A 20,883-nucleotide genomic window follows, 5' to 3' on the forward strand; every position below is an offset into this window, starting at 1 on the left:
GCGGGTTTACCCGCGAAGAGGCCGGCACAGGCTACCTATTGATAACTGTCGATCACTTCCTGTGCCGCACGGAACGCGTCAATCGCCGCCGGCACCCCCGCATACACCGCGCAATGCAGCAGCGCTTCGCGAATCTCCTCCACCGTACAGCCATTGTTCAACGCCCCGCGCACATGCCCCTTGAGTTCCTGCGGGCACTTCAGTGCGGTCAGCGTGGCCAGGGTAATCAGGCTGCGGGTTTTCAACGGCAGCCCGTCGCGGGCCCACACGCTGCCCCAGGCATGTTCGTTGACGAAGTCCTGCAGCGGTTGGGTAAAGTCGGTGGCATTGCCCAGGGCGCGGTCGACGAACGCATCGCCCATCACCTGGCGCCGAATCTGTTCGCCGGTTTTCTTGCTATCAGCCATGTTGTTTTCCTTAGTGTTGGCGACGCCAGGCTCGTGCGGTGGTGTACAGCAACACCATGGCGAGCACCGGCAGTACGTAGAACAGCATCAACCGCTCCAGGCGGCCGGCCAGCGGCATGCCCATGGTGAACGCCGCCACGTGCAGCCCATAGGCCAGGTACAGGCAGAGGAACACCAGGCCTTCGGCGCGGGTGATGCGGTAACCGGAATAGAACACCGGCAGGCTCAGCGCAGCAACACCCAGCATTACCGGCAGGTCGAAAGCCAAGGCGTTGGGCGAGATCGACAGCGGCTCGGGGGTGACCAGTGCGGTCAGGCCCAGCACCGCCAGCAGGTTGAACAGGTTGCTGCCTATCACCGTGCCCACGGCGATTTCCCGTTCACCGCGCAGGGCGGCGATCAGCGCAGCGGCCAGTTCCGGCAGGGAGGTACAGATGGCAACGACGGTCAGGCCGATGATGCGCTCGGACAGCCCCAGGTCGGTGGCCACCTCTACGGCAGCTTCCAGCAACAAGTGACCCGCCAGGCTCAGCAGGCCCAGGCCGGCCAGCACCTGCAGCAGCGTGCCCGACCAGAAGCGCCCGGTGCTGCTGGTGGCGGTGGCCGGAGCGGGGTAGGTGCGGGCGTAGTGGCGCGACTGGTGCCAAAGCATAGCCAGGTAGCCGACCAGCCCGGTCAGCAACAACACCCCTTCGACCCGGCCGAGGTGGCCGTTGGCGGATAACCCGTAGACCAGGCCGCTGGCGATGATCATCAGTGGGATGTCCAGGCGCACCAGTTGCCGCGACACGCGCAGCGGGATGATCAGTGCGGCCAGGCCGAGAATGACCAGTACGTTGAAGATGTTGCTGCCGATCACGCTGCCCACCGCCACGTCCGGCGCGCCCTGGTAGGCGGCCTGCAGGCTCACGGTCATTTGCGGGGCAGTGCTGCCGAAGGCCACCAGGCTCAGGCCGATGATCAGCGGGCGTACGTGCAGGCGCTGGGCCAGGCGCAGGGCTGCGCGTACCAGCAGTTCGGCACCGCCGACCAGCAACAGCAAGGCGATGCCCAGTTGCAAGAGGCTGAAGGTGGGAAGGGTAGCCAGGTCGAAAATGGTCGGACTCCTGTCGCGTCAGTCGCTAAGCCCTTGTACTCGCACGCGCGCGGTTCCGCTACGGATCATGCCGATTTTTTCTGCGGCGGCACGTGAAAGATCGATCAGGCGGCCGCGGGTATGTGGGCCACGGTCATTGATGCGCACCACGACGCTGCGCTGGTTGGCCAGGTTGGTAACCCGTACCCGGGTGCCGAAGGGCAGGCTGCGGTGGGCGGCGGTGAGGCCATGCTGGTTGAACGGTTCGCCGCTGGCGGTGCGTTTGCCGTGGTGGCGCGCGCCGTAATAGGAAGCGGTGCCGGTCTTGTCGTAACCGTCGGGGTCGACGTCGATGTCCTGGCTGGCGCAGCCGGCCAGCAGGGAGAAGAGGGCGAGGGTGCTCAGGGATCGCTTTAGCAATTCGAATGCTCCGGTGCGGCCATTCGCGGCTAAAGCCGCTCCCACAGGTACGGCGCTGCACTGGCGAGCGGTGCTGTACCTGTGGGAGCGGCTTTAGCCGCGAACGAGGGCAAAGCCCTCGCAGGACTACAGGGGTAAAACAATCACCCTTCGAGCTTGGCCTTGAGCAATTGGTTCACTTGCCCCGGGTTGGCCTTGCCTTTGGAGGCTTTCATCGCCTGGCCGACGAAGAAGCCGAACATCTTGCCACGCTTGGCCTCGTCGGCTGCGCGGTACTGTTCGACCTGCTCGGCGTTGGCCGCCAGCACTTCGTCGAGCATCTTGTCGATCGCACCGGTATCGGTGACCTGCTTCAGGCCTTTGCTTTCGATGATGCTGTCGGCATCGCCTTCACCAGCGGCCATGGCCTCGAACACAGTCTTGGCGATCTTGCCGCTGATGGTGTTGTCGCGGATACGCAGCAGCATGCCGCCCAGCTGTGCGGCGCTGACCGGCGCCTGGTCGATCTCGATGCCCAGCTTGTTCAGCAGGCTGCCCAGCTCGACCATGACCCAGTTGGCTGCCAGCTTGGCATCGCCACCGATCTTCACCACTTCCTCGAAGTAGTCCGCCTGTTCGCGGCTGGATGCCAGCACGTTGGCGTCGTAGGCCGACAGGCCGTACTGGTTCTGGAAGCGCTCGACCTTCTGCGTCGGCAGTTCCGGCAAGCCGGCGCGGACGGTTTCGAGGAAGCTGTCCTCGATCACCACCGGCAGCAGGTCCGGGTCGGGGAAGTAACGGTAGTCGTTGGCTTCCTCCTTGCTGCGCATGGAGCGGGTCTCGTCCTTGTTCGGGTCGTACAGGCGAGTTTCCTGTACCACCTTGCCGCCGTCCTCGATCAGGTCGATCTGGCGCTGGATCTCGCTGTTGATCGCGCGCTCGATGAAGCGGAACGAGTTGACGTTCTTGATCTCGCAGCGGGTGCCGAACTCGGCCTGGCCTTTCGGGCGGATCGACACGTTGCAGTCGCAACGCAGCGAGCCTTCAGCCATGTTGCCGTCGCAGATGCCCAGGTAACGCACCAGCGCGTGGATCGCCTTGACGTAGGCCACGGCTTCCTTGGCGCTGCGCATGTCAGGCTCGGAGACAATTTCCAGCAGCGGGGTGCCGGCACGGTTCAGGTCGATGCCGGTGGAGCCGCTGAAGTCTTCGTGCAGGCTCTTGCCGGCGTCTTCTTCCAGGTGCGCACGGGTTACCCCGATGCGCTTGATGGTGCCGTCTTCCAGGGCGATGTCCAGGTGGCCCTTGCCGACGATCGGCAGGTCCATCTGGCTGATCTGGTAGCCCTTGGGCAGGTCCGGGTAGAAGTAGTTCTTGCGCGCGAACACGTTGCGCTTGCCGATCTCGGCATCGATGGCCAGGCCGAACATGCACGCCATGCGCACGGCTTCCTGGTTCAGCACCGGCAGTACGCCAGGCATGCCCAGGTCAACCAGGCTGGCCTGGGTGTTCGGCTCGGAACCGAAGGTGGTGGCGCTGCCGGAGAAGATCTTCGACTGGGTGGCGAGCTGAGTGTGGATTTCCAGCCCGATCACAACTTCCCATTGCATGTGTGAATTCCTCAGAAGCCGTTGGGGGCGCGGGTGTGCCAGTCGGTCACTTGCTGGTAGCGGTGCGCGACGTTGAGCAGGCGGCCTTCCTGGAAGTATGGCGCCAGCAGCTGCACGCCGACCGGCAGGCCATCGACGAAGCCGGCCGGCATCGACAGGCCCGGCAGGCCCGCCAGGTTGGCGGTGATGGTGTAGACGTCTTCCAGATAGGCGGCGACCGGGTCGCTGCTTTTGGCGCCGAGCTTCCAGGCCGGGTTCGGCGTGGTCGGGCCGAGGATCAGGTCGACGTCGTTGAAGGCAGCCATGAAATCGTTCTTGATCAGGCGGCGGATCTGCTGCGCCTTCACGTAGTAGGCGTCGTAGTAGCCGGCCGACAGGGCGTAGGTGCCGACCATGATGCGGCGCTGCACTTCGACACCGAAGCCTTCGCCACGCGAACGCTTGTACAGGTCGGTGAGGTCTTTCGGGCTTTCGCAGCGGTAGCCGAAGCGCACGCCGTCGAAGCGCGACAGGTTGGACGAGGCTTCAGCGGGGGCGATCACGTAGTAGGCCGGGATGGCGTGCTGCATGTTCGGCAGGCTGATTTCCTTGACCACCGCGCCGAGCTTTTCCAGCTCCTTGACGCTGGCCTGGACCAGGTCGGCGATGCGTGGGTCGAGGCCGGCACCGAAGTACTCCTTCGGCAGGCCGATGCGCAGGCCCTGCAGCGAAGCATTCAGGTTGGCGCTGTAGTCCGGCACCGGCTCTTCGATGCTGGTGGAGTCCTTGGCGTCGAAACCGGCCATGCCTTGCAGCAGCAGGGCGCAGTCTTCGGCGGTACGGGCCAGCGGGCCACCCTGGTCGAGGCTGGAGGCGTAGGCAATCATGCCCCAGCGCGACACGCGGCCATAGGTCGGCTTGAGGCCGGTGAGGTTGGTCAGTGCCGCCGGTTGGCGGATCGAGCCGCCGGTGTCGGTGCCGGTGGTGGCTGGCAGCAGGCGCGCAGCCACTGCCGCGGCCGAACCGCCCGACGAGCCGCCCGGGACGTGCTCGAGGTTCCATGGGTTCTTCACCGCGCCGTAGTGGCTGGATTCGTTGGCCGAACCCATGGCGAATTCGTCCATGTTGGTCTTGCCCAGGGTGACCATGCCGGCTTCGGCCAGCTTGGCAACCACGGTGGCATCATACGGCGCCTTGAAGTTGTCGAGCATCTTCGAGCCGCAGCTGGTGCGTACGCCGTTGGTGCAGAACAGGTCCTTGTGGGCGATCGGGGCACCCAGCAGCGCGCCGGTTTCGCCGGCGGCGCGACGGGCGTCGGCGGCACGCGCCTGGCCCAGGGCCAGGTCTTCGGTGACGCTGATGAAGCTGTTGATCTGCGGGTCGAGCTGCTTGATGCGCGCCAGCAGGGCGCCGGTCAGCTCTTCGGAGGAAAACGACTTGTCGGCGAGTCCGCGGGCGATCTCGGCCAGGGTCAATTGATGCATGGCAGGCTCTATCCCTTACTCGATGACTTTGGGAACCAGGTACAGACCGCTTTCGGTCGACGGCGCGATGGCCTGGTAGGCGTCGCGCTGGTTGCTTTCGGTGACCTGGTCGGGACGCAGGCGCTGGCTGGCCTCCAGGGGGTGGGCCAGTGGCTCGATGCCGGTAGTGTCGACCGCTTGCATCTGGTCGACCAGCCCGAGAATGCTGTTCAGTGCGTCAGTAATGCGTGGCAGTTCGCCATCATTCAGGCCCAGACGGGCCAGATGGGCGATCTTTTCCACGTCGCAGCGTTCAAGCGCCATGGGGATCTCCAGGGGAAACAAAGACCGGAATTTGGGTCCGCAGTGAGGAACATGTCAGCTTTCTGGCGGTCTAACGGCCGCGAAATTCTGCTGGCGTGCTCGGAAAAACAGCCAATTTAACATATTGGCTCCTTGCCCAAAATCCCTGCCATTGTTAGAGTTTGCCGCACTTTTTTACCCACGCTTTCCCCAGGGTCACTTTCCCATGTTCAAGAAACTGCGTGGCATGTTTTCCAGCGATCTGTCCATCGACCTGGGTACTGCCAACACCCTTATTTACGTGCGTGAGCGCGGTATCGTCCTGAATGAGCCCTCGGTTGTTGCCATCCGTACCCATGGCAACCAGAAAAGCGTCGTCGCCGTCGGTACCGAAGCCAAGCGCATGCTGGGCCGTACGCCTGGCAACATTGCTGCCATTCGTCCGATGAAGGACGGCGTCATCGCCGACTTCAGCGTTTGCGAAAAAATGTTGCAATATTTTATCAACAAGGTTCACGAGAACAGCTTCCTGCAGCCGAGCCCGCGCGTGCTGATCTGCGTGCCGTGCAAGTCGACCCAGGTAGAGCGCCGCGCCATTCGCGAATCGGCGCTGGGTGCCGGTGCCCGTGAAGTGTTCCTGATCGAAGAGCCGATGGCCGCCGCCATCGGTGCCGGCCTGCCGGTCGAAGAAGCCCGCGGTTCGATGGTCGTCGATATCGGTGGTGGTACCACTGAAATCGCGCTCATCTCCCTGAACGGCGTGGTCTATGCCGAGTCCGTCCGCGTTGGCGGCGACCGCTTCGATGAAGCCATCGTCACCTACGTGCGCCGCAACTACGGCAGCCTGATCGGCGAGTCCACCGCCGAGCGCATCAAGCAGGAAATCGGTACCGCCTACCCGGGCGGCGAAGTACGCGAAGTCGATGTGCGCGGCCGCAACCTGGCCGAGGGCGTACCGCGTGCCTTCACCCTGAACTCCAACGAAGTGCTCGAAGCGCTGCAGGAGTCCCTGGCGACCATCGTCCAGGCGGTCAAGAGTGCCCTGGAGCAATCGCCGCCTGAGCTGGCCTCGGACATCGCCGAGCGTGGCCTGGTGCTGACCGGTGGTGGCGCACTGCTGCGTGACCTGGACAAGCTGCTGGCCCAGGAAACCGGCCTGCCGGTGATCGTCGCCGAAGACCCGCTGACCTGTGTCGCCCGTGGCGGTGGTCGCGCCTTGGAGATGATGGACAAGCACGCGATGGACCTGCTCTCCAGCGAGTGATTCCGCTCGCTGTTCACGAGCCCCGGTTTACAGGTAGTACGCACAGTGCTACCTGTATGTGCTGGGCTGGCGCCCGTTCGGGGCGCCGTATCCGTCAACCCGCAACCAGGCTGGTGCGTTGTCCCATGTCCAATGACCTCCTGAGTCGTCCACGAGGAACGGCCCATTAAACCGCTTTTCTCCAAGGGCCCTTCGCTGGGCGTTCGCCTGCTCGTCCTGGTGGTGATGTCGGTCGCGTTGATGGTTGTCGACGCGCGCTTCGACGTGCTCAAACCAGTGCGCAGCCAGATGGGCCTGGTACTCATGGAGTCGTACTGGATCACCGACCTGCCGCAGCGTGCGTGGCAAGGTGTGGCCGGCCAGTTCGGCAGCCGCACCGAACTGATCGCCGAGAACGAAAAGCTCAAGACCGAAGCCCTGCTGCTGCAGGGGCGCCTGCAGAAGCTGGCGGCCCTGACCGAGCAGAACGTGCGCCTGCGCGAGTTGCTCAACTCCTCGGCGCTGGTCAACGAAAAGGTCGAGGTGGCCGAGCTGATCGGTGTCGACCCCAACCCGTTCACCCACCGCATCCTGATCAACAAGGGCGAGCGTGATGGCGTGTTCCTGGGCCAGCCGGTGCTCGATGCCCGTGGCCTGATGGGCCAGGTGGTCGAGCTGATGCCCTACACCTCGCGGGTACTGTTGCTGACCGATACCACCCATAGCATCCCGGTGCAGGTCAACCGCAACGGCCTGCGCGCCATCGCCAGCGGCACCGGCAACCCGGAGCGCCTGGAGCTGCGCCATGTGGCCGATACCGCCGACATCAAGGAAGGCGACCTGCTGGTCAGTTCCGGCATGGGGCAACGGTTCCCGGCCGGCTACCCGGTGGCCACGGTCAACGAAGTGATCCACGATTCCGGCCAGCCGTTCGCCATCGTTCGTGCCATCCCCACCGCCGCGCTCAACCGTAGCCGCTACATGCTGCTGGTGTTCAGCGACCGGCGCAGCCCGGAACAGCGCGCCACCGATGCCGCCATTGCCCAGGAAGAGGCTGACCGCAAGGGCACCTCGACCGCAGGCCAGCCGGCCACGACGGGCGAGCAGGGCGCACCAGCTGGCAGCGCCCCTGCCACGCCGGCCACACCAGCGGCCACACCAGCGACCCCGGCAGCCCCGGCTGCGCAGCCTGCAGCTCCGGCGGCCGCACCTGCCACGCCGGCTGCCGCGCCTGCCGCACCCGCTCACACCCGGAGGCAATGATGGCTGCATCACGCCGCAACAACGGCTGGGTCATCTGGCTGACTTTCGCCATCGGCCTGCTGCTCAGCGTCTCGCCCATGCCGCAGTTCATGGAAGTGTTCCGGCCCATGTGGCTGGCCTTGCTGGTGTCGTTCTGGACCCTCGCCGTACCGAACAAGGTCGGCATGACCACCGCGTTCGTGCTGGGCCTGGCCGAGGATGTGCTGTACGGCACCCTGCTGGGGCAGAACGCGCTGATCCTTACCCTCATCACCTTCCTGGTGCTGTCGTTGCAGCAGCGCCTGCGTATGTTCCCCATGTGGCAGCAGAGCCTGGTGATCCTGGTGATCTTCGGTATTGCCCAGCTGATCCAGCTGTGGCTCAGCGCGCTGACCGGCAACCGCCTGCCCACCCTGGCGTTGGTCTGGTCGGCGGTGATCAGTGCCTTGCTCTGGCCGTGGATCAGCTTCGCCCTGCGCGACCTGCGCCGACGCTTGCATATCAACTGACGGCGCCGCCGCGACTGACAGGGAGATGTCTGCATGACCCCGCTATACCTGGCCTCCGGCTCGCCCCGTCGTCGTGAACTGCTGACCCAGATCGGTGTACCGTTCAGCGTCGTCAGTGCCCCCATCGATGAAACCCCATTGCCTGATGAAAGCGCCCCGGCCTACGTCGAGCGCCTGGCCCGGGCCAAGGCTGCCGCCGGCCTGGCCAGCCTGGAACATCCAGTGCAGGCCATTCGCGGGCATGCCCGCTCTCACGAGGGCAGCGCCGTCCCTGTGGGAGCGGGCGCGCCCGCGAATAGCCACACCGCGGCCCTGGAAAATCGTGCTGTGGTGCTGGGTGCAGACACTGCCGTGGTGCTCGATGGTCGTATTCTCGGCAAACCGGAAACCCGCGAAGATGCCCTGGCCATGCTGGCCGACCTTTCGGGCCGCGAGCACCAGGTTTTGACCGCGGTCGCCCTGAGCGATGGCCAGCGCGTGCACAGCCTGTGCGTCACCAGCAAGGTGCGCTTCCGTGCGATCAGCGCCGAGGAAGCGCAACGCTACTGGGCCAGCGGCGAGCCCGCGGACAAGGCCGGCGGCTATGCCATCCAGGGCTTGGGCGCGGTGTTCGTCACCGGCCTTTCCGGCAGCTACTCGGCGGTGGTCGGCTTGCCCCTCAGTGAAACGGCCGAACTGCTCGGCCAATTCGGCATTGCCTGCTGGCAATCGCCCGCGCATACGCCAGAGGTAACAAACCAGCGGTAGCCAGCACTGCATACGCCATCCATCATTATCCAAGACCTTTGACGAGAGCCTGCCATGAGTGAAGAGATCCTGATCAACATCACCCCGATGGAGTCGCGCGTGGCGGTGGTGGAAAACGGGGTGCTGCAGGAAGTGCATGTCGAGCGCACCCAGCGCCGGGGCATCGTCGGCAATATCTACAAAGGCAAGGTGGTGCGTGTGCTGCCGGGCATGCAGGCGGCCTTTGTCGACATCGGCCTGGAGCGCGCGGCATTCATCCATGCCTCGGAAATATCCCAGCGCGAAGGCTCGGCGGTAGAGAACATCACCGCCCTGGTGCACGAGGGCCAGGCCCTGGTGGTGCAGGTGACCAAGGACCCGATCGGCACCAAGGGCGCGCGCCTGACCACCCAGCTGTCGATCCCGTCGCGCTACCTGGTGTACATGCCGCGCAGCAGCCATGTCGGCATTTCCCTGAAGATCGAAGACGAAGCCGAGCGCGAGCGCCTCAAGCAGGTGGTCAGCGACTGCATGGAAAGCGAGAACATCAAGGACGCCGGTGGCTTCATCCTGCGTACCGCCGCCGAAGGCGCACGCGCTGAAGAGATCCTGCAGGACATTCGCTACCTGCGCCGCCTGTGGGAGCAGATCGGCACCCAGATCAAGACTTGCGGTGCGCCCACGGTCATCTACGAGGACCTGGGCCTGGCCCTGCGTACCTTGCGCGACCTGGTCAACCCGAAGATCGAGAAGATCCGCATCGACTCGCGGGAAACCTTCCAGAAGACCACGCAGTTCGTTGGCGAGCTGATGCCGGAAATCGCCGACCGCCTCGAGCACTACCCGGGCGAACGGCCGATCTTCGACCTGTACGGCGTCGAGGACGAGATCCAGCGCGCACTGGAGCGCAAGGTACCGCTGAAGTCCGGCGGCTATCTGGTGGTCGACCCCGCTGAAGCGATGACCACCATCGATGTGAACACCGGCGCCTTCGTCGGCCATCGCAACCTTGAAGAGACCATCTTCAAGACCAACCTCGAGGCCGCCACAGCCATCGCCCGGCAACTGCGCCTGCGCAATATCGGCGGCATCATCATCATCGACTTCATCGACATGGAAGACGAGGAGCACCAGCGCCAGGTGCTGCGCACCCTGGAAAAGCAGCTGGAGCGCGATCACGCCAAGACCAATATCATCGGCATCACCGAGCTGGGCCTGGTGCAGATGACCCGCAAGCGCACACGGGAAAGCCTGGAACAGGTGCTGTGCGAGCCCTGCCTGGCCTGTCAGGGCCGTGGCAAGCTGAAAACCCCCGAGACCATCTGTTACGAAATCTTCCGCGAGATCCTGCGCGAGGCCCGTGCCTACCAGGCCGAAGGCTACCGCGTGCTGGCCAACCAGAAGGTGGTCGACCGGTTGCTGGATGAAGAGTCCGGTAACGTCGCGGAACTGGAGGCCTTCATCGGCCGAACCATTCGTTTCCAGGTGGAGTCGATGTATTCGCAGGAACAATACGATGTGGTGCTGCTCTGAGGCCTTCTGAAACGCGCCGCGGGTGGCCCGGGCTGGCAAAACCGGGACGACGGGCCATCATGGATAAACGACCTGGAGGGCCATGGCCATGGGACGTCTGACCCGCGTTCTTGTCGCCTTGACCCGCTGGGGGCTGGGCGTTTGCGCCCTGCTGGCGGTACTGGTGGCGCTGTATGTCAGCCTCGGCCGCGAACTGGTGCCGTTGGTGGCCGAGTACCGCGCCGATGTGGAAAGCAAGGCCGAACAGGCTTTGGGCCTGCCCGTGCACGTCGGTGCCCTGGAAGGCCGCTGGAGCGGCCTGGCACCGGTGCTGCGGGTGCGCGACCTGCAACTGGGCGAGGGGGCCACGGCCCTGCGCCTGGACGACGTCAAGGTGGTACCCGATGTCTGGGCCAGCCTCACCGCCCGCGAGGTACGCCTGGCACGCATTCAGTTGGGCGGCCTGCAACTGATCCTGCGCGAGAACGAGCAGGGCGCCTGGAGCCTCGAAGGCCTGCCGAAGAAGGACGATACGCCGCTCGACCCCGCCGAGTTGTTGCAGCGCCTGCGCCAGTTGGGCCGCATCGATGTGTTCGACAGCCAGGTCACCCTGCACCCCTGGCAGCGCGACCCGTTGACCCTGACTTATGTGAGCGTCGGCCTGCAGGCCGGGGCTTCGCGCCATGCCCTGGACCTGCGCGCGACCCTGCCCGATGGCCAGCCCCTGTCGCTGAACCTGCGCAGTCGTGCCTCGGCCAACGCCTGGCGCGACGGCCAGGTCGAAGCCTACCTGAGCCTGCCACAGAGTGACTGGGCGCGTTGGCTGCCACCACGCCTGCTGGGTCAGTGGCATGCCGACGCGCTGCGGGCGGGCGGCGAGTTCTGGGTCGACTGGCGCAAGGGGCAGTTGCAGCAGGCCGTCGTACGCCTCAATGCACCGGAGTTGCAGGGCGCCTATGCCGGGCGCAAGGCGGCCAAGCTGAACAACCTGGCCCTGGGCGCCTGGTTCCAGCGCCGGGAGCAAGGCTTCGATGTGGTGGTCGACTCCCTGGCCATGGATGTCGGCAAGACCCGCTGGGAGTCGCACCTGCAATTGCAGCAGCGTCCAGGCGAGGACGCTGCCGCGGAAAGCTGGCAAGTGCAGGCCGACCGCCTCGACCTCACACCGTTGACCCCGCTGATCGATGCCCTGGCGCCGCTGCCGGACAAGGTCATGGCCGTGGTCGATGGCCTGAAGGTGACCGGCGCGCTGCGCAATGTGCGCCTGGAGGCCCGGCCCAAGGCCGAGGGTGACCAGCGCCTGCAGTTCGAAGCCAACCTGGAGAAGGTCGGTTTCGATGCCTATCACAATGCTCCTGCAGCCGGTAACGTCAGCGGCAGCATCAGCGGTGACCTTGGCCATGGCGAACTGCGCCTTGATACCGATGCGTTCATGCTGCATCTGTACCCGATCTTCGCCAAACCCTGGCACTACCAGAAGGCCAATGCGCGCCTGACCTGGGCCTTGGACAAGGAAGGTTTCACCCTGGTCGCGCCTTACCTCAAGGTGCTCGGCGAGGAGGGCAAGATCGCCGGTGACTTCCTCATTCGCCTGTTGTTCGAAGAGGGCCGCGAGGACTACATGGACCTGCGCGTCGGCCTGACCGAAGGCGATGGCCGCTACACCGCCAAGTACCTGCCCGAGGTGCTCAGCCCCGCCCTCGACGAATGGCTGCGCAGTGCGATCGTCAAAGGCACGGTGGACGAAGGCTACTTCCAGTACCAGGGCTCGCTGAACCATGGCGTCGCGCCGGAAGCCCGCAGCATCAGTCTGTTCTTCAAGGTGCGTGATGCGGCCCTGGACTTCCAGCCGGGCTGGCCGCAGGTGCAGCACGTTGATGGCGATGTGTTCATCGAGGACAGCGGTGTGCGCATCAAGGCCCAGCGTGGCGTACTGCTCGACACCGAGGTCAGTGATGTGAGCGTCGATATCCCGCATGTCGACCAGGGCCAGCAAAGCCACCTGTACCTCGATGGCGACTTCGACGGCAGCCTGGGCGATGGCCTGAAGATCCTCAAGGAAGCGCCAATCGGCACTGGCGAGATCTTCGCTGGCTGGGAGGGCGAGGGGCCGCTCAAGGGCAAGGTCAAGCTCGACATTCCGCTGGCCCACGGGCAGCGGCCGAAAGTGCAGGTGGACTTTGCCACCGACGATGCGCGGCTGAAGGTCGCGCCGCCGAGCCTTGATTTGAGCCGCCTGAAGGGTGACTTCAGTTTTGATTTGGACAAGGGCCTGAGCGGCAAGGGCATCAGCCTGCAGGCCTTCGGCAAGCCGGTGACGGCGCAAATCACCGCCGAAGGCCAGCCCGGGCAGATGCAGACACGCGTCAACGCCAGCGGCCAGGTGTCGCTCAAGGCACTGACCGACTGGCTGCAGTTCAACCAGGCCTTGCCGGCTTCCGGCGACCTGCCGTACCAGTTGCAGGTCAGCCTGGGTAGCCGGGACAACCGCCTGAGCATCAATTCCAGCCTCAAGGGCCTGGCCATCGACCTGCCAGCACCCTTTGGCAAGGCAGCGTCCGATACCCGTGACACCCGTTTCAGCATGACCCTGCAGGGGCCGGAGCGGCGCTTCGATGTCGCCTACACCGACCTTGCCCGCTTTGCCTACGCCGCGCCGGCCGAGAAGCTGGGGCAGGGCCGTGGCGAGTTGCTGCTGGGCGCCGGGGACGCCCAGGTACCTGCCGGCCAGGGCCTGCGAGTGCGCGGGCACCTGGAGGCGCTGGACCTGGGGCCTTGGCAGGAACAGGCGGCGCGCCTGGCCGGTAACGACCCGGGTGGTAGCGCGCGGCAGAACCTGCAAGGCGTCGACCTGAGCATCGGCCAGCTGAAAGCCTTTGGCCTGGACCTGAACCAGGCCGTGGTGCGCCTGGCCCGTGGTGGCCCCGCCTGGGATTTGCGCCTCGACAGCAAGGAAGTCATCGGCAACGCCCGGCTGCCGGATGCCAAGGGCGCGCCCATGGTCGTGCGCATGCAGACCTTGCGCCTGCCCGCCGCCAGCGCTGCTGAAAAGCAGGCCGAGGCACAGGCCGAGGAGGGCCCGGACCCGCTGGCCTCGTTCGACCCGCGCAAGGTGCCGGCGCTGGACCTGAGCATCGACAAGCTCTATCGCGGTGACGACCTGTTCGGCAGTGCGTCGCTCAAGCTGCGGCCGACCGCGCGTGGCGTGACCGCCAGCGACATCGACCTCGACTTCAAAGGCCTGCGTATCGATGGTGGCGGCGGCTGGGAAGGCGAACCGGGCGGCACCAGCAGCTGGTACAAAGGGCGCCTGGACGGCAAGAACCTGGCGGATGTGCTCAAGGCCTGGGGCTTTGCCCCGACCGTGACCAGCCGCGACTTCCGCCTGGATGTGGATGGCCGCTGGCCGGGTTCGCCGGCCTCGGTGAGCCTCAAGCGCTTCTCTGGCAGCATGGACGCAGCGCTGCGCACCGGACAGTTCGTCGAGGTCGAAGGCAGTGCCCAGGCGCTGCGGGTGTTCGGCCTGTTGAACTTCAACTCCATCGGCCGGCGCTTGCGCCTGGACTTCTCCGACCTGTTCGACAAGGGCCTGGCCTACGACCGGGTCAAAGGCTTGCTGGTGGCCAGTAACGGTGTCTATGTGACCCGCGAGCCAATCGCCGTGACTGGCCCGTCGAGCAACTTCGAGCTGGACGGTACCCTGGACCTGGTACGCGACCGGGTCGATGCCAACCTGCAGGTGAGCCTGCCAGTGACCAACAACCTGCCGCTGGCGGCCTTGATTGTCGGCGCGCCGGCCGTGGGCGGGGCGCTGTTCCTGGTCGACCGGCTGATCGGCGACCGCGTGTCGCGCTTTGCCAGCGTGCACTACCGTGTCGAAGGTCCGGTGAAAGAGCCTAGAATCACATTTGTGAAACCTTTCGAGAAATCCCGCTAGGAGTGCCCATGAAGGCAGCTGTAATCCAGATGGTCAGCCAGGACGATGTGCTGGCCAACCTGCAGCGCGCCGGTGCCCTGCTGGAGCAGGCCGCCTTTGGCGGTGCACAACTGGCCGTGCTGCCAGAAAACTTCGCCGCCATGGGCCGCAAGGATGCCGCTGCCATCGGCCGCGCCGAAGCGTTGGGCGAAGGGCCGGTCCTGCCATGGTTGAAACGTACCGCCCGCGACCTCAAGTTATGGATTGTCGCCGGTACCTTGCCATTGCCACCGGTCGGCCAGCCTGAAGCCAAGGCGCATGCCTGCTCGCTGTTGATCGACGAACACGGTGAGGTAGCGGCACGCTATGACAAGCTGCACCTGTTCGATGTGGACGTTGCCGACAACCGTGGCCGTTACCGCGAGTCTGACGACTATGCTCACGGCGCTCAGGTAGTGGTGGCTGATACGCCGGTGGGGCGGCTGGGGCTGAGCGTGTGCTACGACCTGCGCTTCCCCGAACTGTACAGCGCACTGCGCGCCGCTGGTGCGGAACTGATCACTGCGCCGGCCGCCTTCACTGCGGTAACGGGCGCGGCGCACTGGGAAGTGCTGGTGCGCGCCCGGGCCATCGAGACCCAGTGCTACCTGCTGGCTGCGGCGCAGGGCGGCACTCACCCGGGGCCACGGGAAACCCATGGCCATGCGGCGATCGTCGACCCCTGGGGGCGCATCGTCGCGGAACAGGCGCAAGGTGAAGCGGTACTGCTCGCCGAGCGCGACATTGACGAACAAGCGTCCATCCGGGCGCGCATGCCGGTGGTATCGCACCGGCGCTTTTTCTCGCAGGGCGCGTTGCGGCCTGCGCACACCTCGGAGTGACTATGAGCCAGATGTTATCCACCGTCAGCGAGCAGCTCCTGGCCCCAGGCGGCTTGACCCTGGACAGCCTGCAGAGCGTGCTGGGTGAGTTGGCCGGCCCCGGCATCGATGCCGCCGACCTGTATTTCCAGGGCCAGATCTCGGAAACCTGGGCGCTGGAAGACGGCATCGTCAAAGAGGGCAGTTTCAACCTCGACCAGGGCGTGGGCGTGCGTGCCCAGTCGGGTGAAAAGACCGGCTTTGCCTACAGCAACGCAATCAACCTCGAAGCGCTGACCTCGGCCGCCCGTGCCGCCCGTTCGATCTCCCGTGCCGGGCAGAACGGTAAGGTGCAGGCCTTCCGCAGCCAGGACGTGACTGCCCTTTATCCGGCGGACAACCCGCTGGATGTGCTCAGCCGTGCTGAAAAGGTCGACCTGCTCAAGCGTGTCGACGCCGCCACCCGTGCCCTGGACCCGCGTATCCAGCAGGTCAGTGTGAGCATGGCCGGGGTCTGGGAGCGCATCCTGATCGCTGCGGCCGATGGCAGCCTGGCCGCCGACGTGCGCCCGCTGGTGCGCTTCAACGTCAGCGTCATCGTCGAGCAGAATGGCCGCCGCGAGCGTGGCGGGCAGGGCGGTGGCGGGCGTACCGACTACCGCTTCTTCACCGAAGAGCGGGTCATGGGCTATGCCCGCGAAGCGCTGCGCCAGGCCCTGGTGAACCTGGAGGCGATCCCGGCACCGGCTGGTACCCTGCCGGTGGTGCTGGGCTCGGGCTGGTCGGGCGTGCTGCTGCACGAGGCTGTCGGCCATGGCCTGGAAGGTGACTTCAACCGCAAGGGCAGTTCGGCGTTCAGCGGCCGCATTGGCGAGAAAGTGGCATCGAGCCTGTGCACCATCGTCGACGACGGCACCCTCGAAGGCCGCCGTGGCTCGCTGAGCGTGGATGACGAAGGCACCCCGACCGAGTGCACCACGCTGATCGAGAACGGTGTGCTCAAGGGCTACATGCAGGACAAGCTGAACGCGCGCCTGATGGGCATGGCGGTGACCGGCAACGGCCGCCGCGAATCCTACGCGCACCTGCCGATGCCGCGCATGACCAACACCTACATGCGTGCCGGCGAAAGCGACCCGCAGGAAATCATCGCTTCGGTGAAGAAGGGCATCTACTGCGCCAACCTCGGCGGTGGCCAGGTGGACATCACCAGCGGCAAGTTCGTGTTCTCGACCAGTGAGGCCTACCTGATCGAAGACGGCAAGATTACCGCGCCGGTGAAGGGGGCGACCCTGATCGGCAATGGCCCGGAGGCGATGAGCCGGGTGTCGATGGTCGGTAACGACCTGGCGCTGGACAGCGGGGTAGGGACTTGCGGCAAGGACGGGCAGTCGGTGCCGGTGGGGGTCGGGCAGCCGACCTTGAAGCTGGATGCGATTACCGTGGGCGGTACCGGGGCGTGATGGCCATCTGGGACCGCTTTGCGGTCCTTTCGCGACGCAAGGCCGCTCCCACAGGGATTGCGCCATGCAGAAATGGCTGCGCACTTACTGTGGGAGCGGCCTTGTGTCGCGATTGGGCCGCAAAGCGGCCCCAGAGTGATCAGCGCAAGCCGCGCTGCAGCTCGTCGAGGTCGCGGATGTACTTGAACACCTTGCGCGCGGCGGCAGGCGGTTTGTTCCGCGCCTTCTCGTGCTGGGCATGGCGTACCAGCGAGCGCAGTTGCTGGCGGTCGGTGTCGGGGTATTCGCTGACGAAGCGCTCAAGGTCTTCGTCGTTACCGTCGATCAACCGGTCGCGCCAGCGCTCCAGGCCGTGGAAGCGCTCGTTGTACTGGCGGGTCGAGCTGTCCATCTGTTCGAGCAAGGCGTGGATGGCATCCAGGTCCTGCACGCGCATCAGCTTGCCGACAAACGACATGTGGCGTTTGCGGGCACCGTGAGCGGTGTGCTTGCTGGCTTCGGCCAGGGCCTTGCGCAGCTCGTCGGTCAACGGCAGGCGAGCCAGGGTATCGGCCTTGAGCGTGGTAAGGCGCTCGCCGAGTTCGACCAGCGCATGCAGCTCGCGCTTGATCTGGGTTTTGCTTTTTTCGCCGTCGAAGGCGTCGTCGTTTGAATCAACCATGGTGGCAGTCCGCTAGAAATCGCCGCCATGATAACCAGTCGGGGGCCGCTTGTCCGGCCCGGTCGTAGAATGACCCTCGCCGAACGCAGAATTTGAGTGGAGAGAACCATGAGTGCAGTCCAGAGCGTAGGTCCGAAGGACCTGCCAGCATTGCAGGAGCAGGTCGAGGCGATCATCGCCGAAGCGCGCCGCCAGGGGGCCAGTGCCTGCGAAGTGGCGGTGTCGCTGGAGCAGGGCCTGTCCACCACGGTACGCCAGCGAGAGGTCGAAACGGTCGAGTTCAACCGCGACCAGGGCTTTGGCATCACCCTCTATGTGGGCCAGCGCAAAGGCTCGGCCAGCACCTCGGCCAGTGGCCCGGAAGCGATCCGCGAAACCGTCGCCGCCGCCTTGGCGATTGCCAAGCATACCTCCGAAGACGAATGTTCCGGCTTGGCCGACGCAGCGTTGATGGCCCGCGAGATCCCGGACCTGGACCTGTACCACGACTGGAACCTCGAGCCGGAGAAGGCCATCGAGATGGCCCTGGCCTGCGAGGCGGCGGCGTTCGACGCCGACCCGCGTATCCTCAATGCCGACGGCACCACCCTCAATACCCACCAGGGCTGCCGCGTGTATGGCAACAGCCATGGTTTCATCGGTGGCTACGCCTCGACCCGGCACAGCCTGAGCTGCGTGATGATCGCCGAAGGCGACGGCCAGATGCAGCGCGACTACTGGTACGACGTGAACCGCCAGGGCAACCTGCTGGCAGACCCGCGTAGCATCGGCGTGCGCGCTGCCCAGCGTGCTGCCAGCCGCCTGGGTGCGCGACCGGTGCCGACCTGCGAGGTGCCGGTGCTGTTCTCGGCCGAGCTGGCCGGTGGCCTGTTCGGCAGCTTCCTGTCGGCCATCTCCGGCGGCAACCTGTACCGCAAGTCGTCGTTCCTGGAGGGGACCATCGGCCAGCGCCTGTTCCCTACCTGGCTGACCCTCGACGAGCGCCCGCACATTCCGCGGGCACTGGGCAGTGCCGCATTCGACGGCGATGGCCTGGCTACCTATGCCAAGCCGTTCGTCGACAAGGGTGAGCTGGTGTCGTACTTGCTGGGTACCTATTCCGGGCGCAAGCTGGGTTTGCCAAGCACGGCCAATGCCGGCGGCGTGCACAACCTGTTCGTCAGCCATGGTGTCGAAGACCAGGCGGCGCTGATCCGGCGCATGGGCCGCGGGCTGCTGGTGACCGAGTTGATGGGGCATGGCCTGAACATGGTGACGGGGGATTATTCCCGTGGCGCGGCAGGGTTCTGGGTCGAGAATGGCGAGATTCAGCACGCGGTGCAGGAAGTGACCATTGCCGGGAACATGAAAGACATGTTCCAGCAGATTGTCGCGATTGGCAGCGATCTTGAGACCCGCAGCAACATTCACACCGGCTCGGTGCTGATCGAGCGGATGACTGTGGCGGGTAGCTGATCCACAGCCTGTACCGGCCTCTTCGCGGGTAAACCCGCTCCCACAGGTGCTGCACCAGACTTAAGCCCTGTGCGATTCCTGTGGGAGCGGGTTTACCCGCGAAGAGGCCGGTGCAGGCTATAGAGAATTTTCAATGAAACCGAAGACCCGGCCCCCACGCCGGGTTTTTTGTTTCATCACCTTTCTCTTGAAGTGATTCTGTTTATCACCTAATAATGAATATCATTATCCAGTAACCCGGCGATGATGTTCATGAAACCCGTCCTCCGCGAACTGCCCTACCTGGAAAACTGGCGCTGGCTCAGCCGACGCATCCGCTGTGCGCTCGAGCCCGACGAGCCGCGCTTGATCGAGCATTACCTGGCTGAAGGCCGTTACCTGGTGTGCTGCACCGAGACCTCGCCATGGACGGTGGCGCTGACCTCCTTCCGCCTGCTGCTGGATACCGCCTGCGACCGCATGCTGCCCTGGCATTGGCGCTGCCTGTGCCTGGACCAGGCCTGGCGCCCGCTACTGGACCTGCGCAACCTCGACCGCGAGGCCCAGAACCAGCGCTGGCAGCCCTACGCCCTGCAGTTGGCCAATTGCCGCCTGCTGCCGTCGATTTCTCCCGATGAACTGATGCAAGGATTTGATGATGAGTGATACCCGTATCGAGCGTGACAGCATGGGCGAACTGCAGGTGCCGGCCCAGGCCCTGTACGGTGCCCAGACCCAGCGCGCGGTCGACAATTTCCCGATCAGCGGCCAGCGCATGCCGGCCCAGTTCATTCGTGCGCTGCTGCTGGCCAAGGCTGCCGCGGCCAAGGCCAACGTCGAACTGGAACAGCTGTCGACCGCGCAGGGCCAGGCCATCGTAACGGCAGTCGAGCAACTGCTGGCGGGTCACTTCATCCAGCATTTCCCGGTGGATGTGTTCCAGACCGGCTCCGGCACCAGCTCGAACATGAACGCCAACGAGGTGATCGCGACTCTGGCCAGCCGCGTGCTGGGTGAGGCCGTCAACGCCAACGACCACGTCAACTGCGGCCAGAGCAGCAACGACATCATCCCGACCACCATTCACGTCAGTGCCGCCCTGGCCCTGCACGAGCAACTGCTGCCAGCCCTGGCGCACCTGGTAAAGGTGATCGAGGCCAAGTCGGCACAGGTGCATCAGTACGTGAAGACCGGCCGCACCCACCTGATGGACGCCATGCCAGTGCGCATGAGCCAGGTGCTGGATGGCTGGGCGGCGCAGATCAATGGCGCCAAGGCACACATCGAAGCGACCCTGCCGAGCCTGCAGGCGCTGGCCCAGGGTGGCACCGCCGTGGGCACCGGCATCAACGCTCACCCACAGTTCGCTGCCGGTTTCGCCCGCCAGCTCAGCGGCCTGACCCAGGTCGAGTTCACCCCCGGGCAGAACCTGTTCGCCCTGATCGGCTCGCAGGACACCGCGGTGGCCCTGTCCGGCCAGCTCAAGACTGCCGCCGTGGCGCTGATGAAGATCGCCAACGACCTGCGCTGGATGAACTCTGGCCCGCTGGCCGGGCTGGGCGAAATCGAGCTGCAAGGCCTGCAGCCGGGCTCTTCGATCATGCCGGGCAAGGTCAACCCGGTGATTCCGGAGGCCACCGCCATGGTCGCCGCCCAGGTGATCGGCAATGACGCCACCATCGCCATCGCCGGCCAGTCCGGCAACTTCGAGCTGAACGTGATGCTGCCGGTGATCGCCCGCAACCTGCTGGAGAGCATCGAGCTGATGGCCAACGTCAGCCGCCTGCTGGCCGACAAGGCCATCGCCAGCTTCAAGGTCAACGAAAGCAAGCTCAAGGAAGCCCTGGCACGCAACCCGATTCTGGTCACGGCGCTGAACCCGATCATCGGCTACCTCAAGGCCGCTGAAATCGCCAAGACCGCCTACAAGCAGGGCCGTCCGATCATCGACGTGGCGCTGGAGCACACCGACCTGTCGCGTGACCAGCTGGAAGCGCTGCTGGACCCGGAGAAGCTCACCGCCGGTGGTATCTGACACTGAGTCACGGCCCAAGCGCCAGCGGTGGCCGCATTGGTCATCG

Annotated in this window: 18 protein-coding genes; 11 read left to right on the forward strand and 7 right to left on the reverse strand. The window is 65.1% G+C overall.

The genetic code is table 11. From position 1 onward, the window contains the following. Nucleotides 1-35: 35 nt before the first annotated feature. From ABNP31_RS04700 to gatC, 6 genes are all read right to left on the reverse strand, one after another. Nucleotides 36-407 (reverse strand): carboxymuconolactone decarboxylase family protein, encoded by a 372-nt coding sequence (locus ABNP31_RS04700; RefSeq protein WP_046615782.1) that lies wholly within the window; start codon nucleotides 405-407, stop codon nucleotides 36-38. A 10-nt stretch (nucleotides 408-417) separates the two neighbouring features. Further along, nucleotides 418-1,461: a calcium/sodium antiporter gene (locus ABNP31_RS04705; RefSeq protein ID WP_137164765.1), complete on the reverse strand. Its 1,044-nt coding sequence runs from the start codon at nucleotides 1,459-1,461 to the stop codon at nucleotides 418-420. A 60-nt stretch (nucleotides 1,462-1,521) separates the two neighbouring features. Continuing rightward, complete coding sequence (locus ABNP31_RS04710) at nucleotides 1,522-1,902, reverse strand: septal ring lytic transglycosylase RlpA family protein (protein WP_025337810.1); 381 nt, start codon at nucleotides 1,900-1,902, stop codon at nucleotides 1,522-1,524. A 143-nt stretch (nucleotides 1,903-2,045) separates the two neighbouring features. Beyond that, on the reverse strand, nucleotides 2,046-3,491 hold the full coding sequence (gene gatB / locus ABNP31_RS04715) for an Asp-tRNA(Asn)/Glu-tRNA(Gln) amidotransferase subunit GatB (protein WP_013971062.1): 1,446 nt from the start codon (nucleotides 3,489-3,491) through the stop codon (nucleotides 2,046-2,048). 11 nt (nucleotides 3,492-3,502) lie between these two features. After that, entirely contained in the window at nucleotides 3,503-4,954 is a 1,452-nt protein-coding gene (gene gatA / locus ABNP31_RS04720) for an Asp-tRNA(Asn)/Glu-tRNA(Gln) amidotransferase subunit GatA (RefSeq protein WP_085664509.1), read from the reverse strand. A gap of 15 nt (nucleotides 4,955-4,969) precedes the next feature. Further along, on the reverse strand, nucleotides 4,970-5,257 hold the full coding sequence (gene gatC, locus ABNP31_RS04725) for an Asp-tRNA(Asn)/Glu-tRNA(Gln) amidotransferase subunit GatC (protein ID WP_003255165.1): 288 nt from the start codon (nucleotides 5,255-5,257) through the stop codon (nucleotides 4,970-4,972). Between the two features lie 205 nt (nucleotides 5,258-5,462). Between gatC and mreB the strand changes: the two genes are divergently transcribed. The 8 genes from mreB to tldD all read left to right on the forward strand — a co-directional run bounded on the left by mreB (nucleotide 5,463) and on the right by tldD (nucleotide 16,707). Beyond that, complete coding sequence (gene mreB / locus ABNP31_RS04730; RefSeq protein WP_003255163.1) at nucleotides 5,463-6,500, forward strand: rod shape-determining protein MreB; 1,038 nt, start codon at nucleotides 5,463-5,465, stop codon at nucleotides 6,498-6,500. Between the two features lie 225 nt (nucleotides 6,501-6,725). Next, a complete protein-coding gene (mreC, locus tag ABNP31_RS04735; RefSeq protein ID WP_350013044.1) occupies nucleotides 6,726-7,742 on the forward strand; it encodes a rod shape-determining protein MreC in 1,017 nt (338 codons plus the stop codon). Next, a complete protein-coding gene (gene mreD / locus ABNP31_RS04740) occupies nucleotides 7,742-8,230 on the forward strand; it encodes a rod shape-determining protein MreD (RefSeq protein WP_015269051.1) in 489 nt (162 codons plus the stop codon). The genes mreC and mreD overlap by 1 nt, the downstream gene beginning before the upstream one ends. A 33-nt stretch (nucleotides 8,231-8,263) precedes the next feature. Next, nucleotides 8,264-8,977, forward strand: coding sequence for a Maf family protein (locus ABNP31_RS04745; RefSeq protein ID WP_085664510.1), 714 nt, complete (start codon nucleotides 8,264-8,266; stop codon nucleotides 8,975-8,977). 54 nt (nucleotides 8,978-9,031) lie between these two features. Next, a complete protein-coding gene (gene rng / locus ABNP31_RS04750; protein ID WP_013971067.1) occupies nucleotides 9,032-10,489 on the forward strand; it encodes a ribonuclease G in 1,458 nt (485 codons plus the stop codon). Between the two features lie 82 nt (nucleotides 10,490-10,571). Beyond that, nucleotides 10,572-14,405 carry a YhdP family protein gene (locus tag ABNP31_RS04755; RefSeq protein ID WP_350013045.1) on the forward strand — a complete coding sequence of 1,278 codons (3,834 nt, stop codon included), beginning with the start codon at nucleotides 10,572-10,574 and terminating at the stop codon, nucleotides 14,403-14,405. Between the two features lie 8 nt (nucleotides 14,406-14,413). After that, on the forward strand, nucleotides 14,414-15,265 hold the full coding sequence (locus tag ABNP31_RS04760; protein WP_085664513.1) for a carbon-nitrogen hydrolase family protein: 852 nt from the start codon (nucleotides 14,414-14,416) through the stop codon (nucleotides 15,263-15,265). Between the two features lie 2 nt (nucleotides 15,266-15,267). Next, a complete protein-coding gene (gene tldD / locus ABNP31_RS04765) occupies nucleotides 15,268-16,707 on the forward strand; it encodes a metalloprotease TldD (protein WP_025337816.1) in 1,440 nt (479 codons plus the stop codon). A gap of 139 nt (nucleotides 16,708-16,846) precedes the next feature. Here tldD and yjgA read toward each other — a convergent pair whose 3' ends face one another. Beyond that, complete coding sequence (gene yjgA / locus ABNP31_RS04770; RefSeq protein WP_025337817.1) at nucleotides 16,847-17,368, reverse strand: ribosome biogenesis factor YjgA; 522 nt, start codon at nucleotides 17,366-17,368, stop codon at nucleotides 16,847-16,849. 108 nt (nucleotides 17,369-17,476) lie between these two features. Between yjgA and pmbA the strand changes: the two genes are divergently transcribed. From pmbA to ABNP31_RS04785, 3 genes are all read left to right on the forward strand, one after another. Then, complete coding sequence (gene pmbA, locus ABNP31_RS04775; RefSeq protein WP_025337818.1) at nucleotides 17,477-18,823, forward strand: metalloprotease PmbA; 1,347 nt, start codon at nucleotides 17,477-17,479, stop codon at nucleotides 18,821-18,823. Between the two features lie 243 nt (nucleotides 18,824-19,066). Next, entirely contained in the window at nucleotides 19,067-19,468 is a 402-nt protein-coding gene (locus ABNP31_RS04780; protein ID WP_025337819.1) for a hypothetical protein, read from the forward strand. Continuing rightward, nucleotides 19,461-20,837 carry a class II fumarate hydratase gene (locus tag ABNP31_RS04785; RefSeq protein ID WP_350013046.1) on the forward strand — a complete coding sequence of 459 codons (1,377 nt, stop codon included), beginning with the start codon at nucleotides 19,461-19,463 and terminating at the stop codon, nucleotides 20,835-20,837. The genes ABNP31_RS04780 and ABNP31_RS04785 overlap by 8 nt, the downstream gene beginning before the upstream one ends. Nucleotides 20,838-20,883 lie beyond the last annotated feature (46 nt).

The organism is Pseudomonas asiatica, from assembly GCF_040214835.1.
Classification (GTDB): Bacteria; Pseudomonadota; Gammaproteobacteria; order Pseudomonadales; family Pseudomonadaceae; genus Aquipseudomonas; species Aquipseudomonas putida_Z.

Coding starts and splice junctions, on each gene's coding strand:
- ABNP31_RS04700 (WP_046615782.1), bottom strand. CDS start 407: ATGGCTGATAGCAAGAAAACCGGCGAACAGATTCGGCGCCAGGTGATG.
- gatB (WP_013971062.1), bottom strand. CDS start 3,491: ATGCAATGGGAAGTTGTGATCGGGCTGGAAATCCACACTCAGCTCGCC.
- gatA (WP_085664509.1), bottom strand. CDS start 4,954: ATGCATCAATTGACCCTGGCCGAGATCGCCCGCGGACTCGCCGACAAG.
- gatC (WP_003255165.1), bottom strand. CDS start 5,257: ATGGCGCTTGAACGCTGCGACGTGGAAAAGATCGCCCATCTGGCCCGT.
- mreB (WP_003255163.1), top strand. CDS start 5,463: ATGTTCAAGAAACTGCGTGGCATGTTTTCCAGCGATCTGTCCATCGAC.
- mreC (WP_350013044.1), top strand. CDS start 6,726: ATGTCGGTCGCGTTGATGGTTGTCGACGCGCGCTTCGACGTGCTCAAA.
- mreD (WP_015269051.1), top strand. CDS start 7,742: ATGGCTGCATCACGCCGCAACAACGGCTGGGTCATCTGGCTGACTTTC.
- ABNP31_RS04745 (WP_085664510.1), top strand. CDS start 8,264: ATGACCCCGCTATACCTGGCCTCCGGCTCGCCCCGTCGTCGTGAACTG.
- rng (WP_013971067.1), top strand. CDS start 9,032: ATGAGTGAAGAGATCCTGATCAACATCACCCCGATGGAGTCGCGCGTG.
- ABNP31_RS04755 (WP_350013045.1), top strand. CDS start 10,572: ATGGCCATGGGACGTCTGACCCGCGTTCTTGTCGCCTTGACCCGCTGG.
- ABNP31_RS04760 (WP_085664513.1), top strand. CDS start 14,414: ATGAAGGCAGCTGTAATCCAGATGGTCAGCCAGGACGATGTGCTGGCC.
- tldD (WP_025337816.1), top strand. CDS start 15,268: ATGAGCCAGATGTTATCCACCGTCAGCGAGCAGCTCCTGGCCCCAGGC.
- yjgA (WP_025337817.1), bottom strand. CDS start 17,368: ATGGTTGATTCAAACGACGACGCCTTCGACGGCGAAAAAAGCAAAACC.
- pmbA (WP_025337818.1), top strand. CDS start 17,477: ATGAGTGCAGTCCAGAGCGTAGGTCCGAAGGACCTGCCAGCATTGCAG.
- ABNP31_RS04780 (WP_025337819.1), top strand. CDS start 19,067: ATGATGTTCATGAAACCCGTCCTCCGCGAACTGCCCTACCTGGAAAAC.
- ABNP31_RS04785 (WP_350013046.1), top strand. CDS start 19,461: ATGAGTGATACCCGTATCGAGCGTGACAGCATGGGCGAACTGCAGGTG.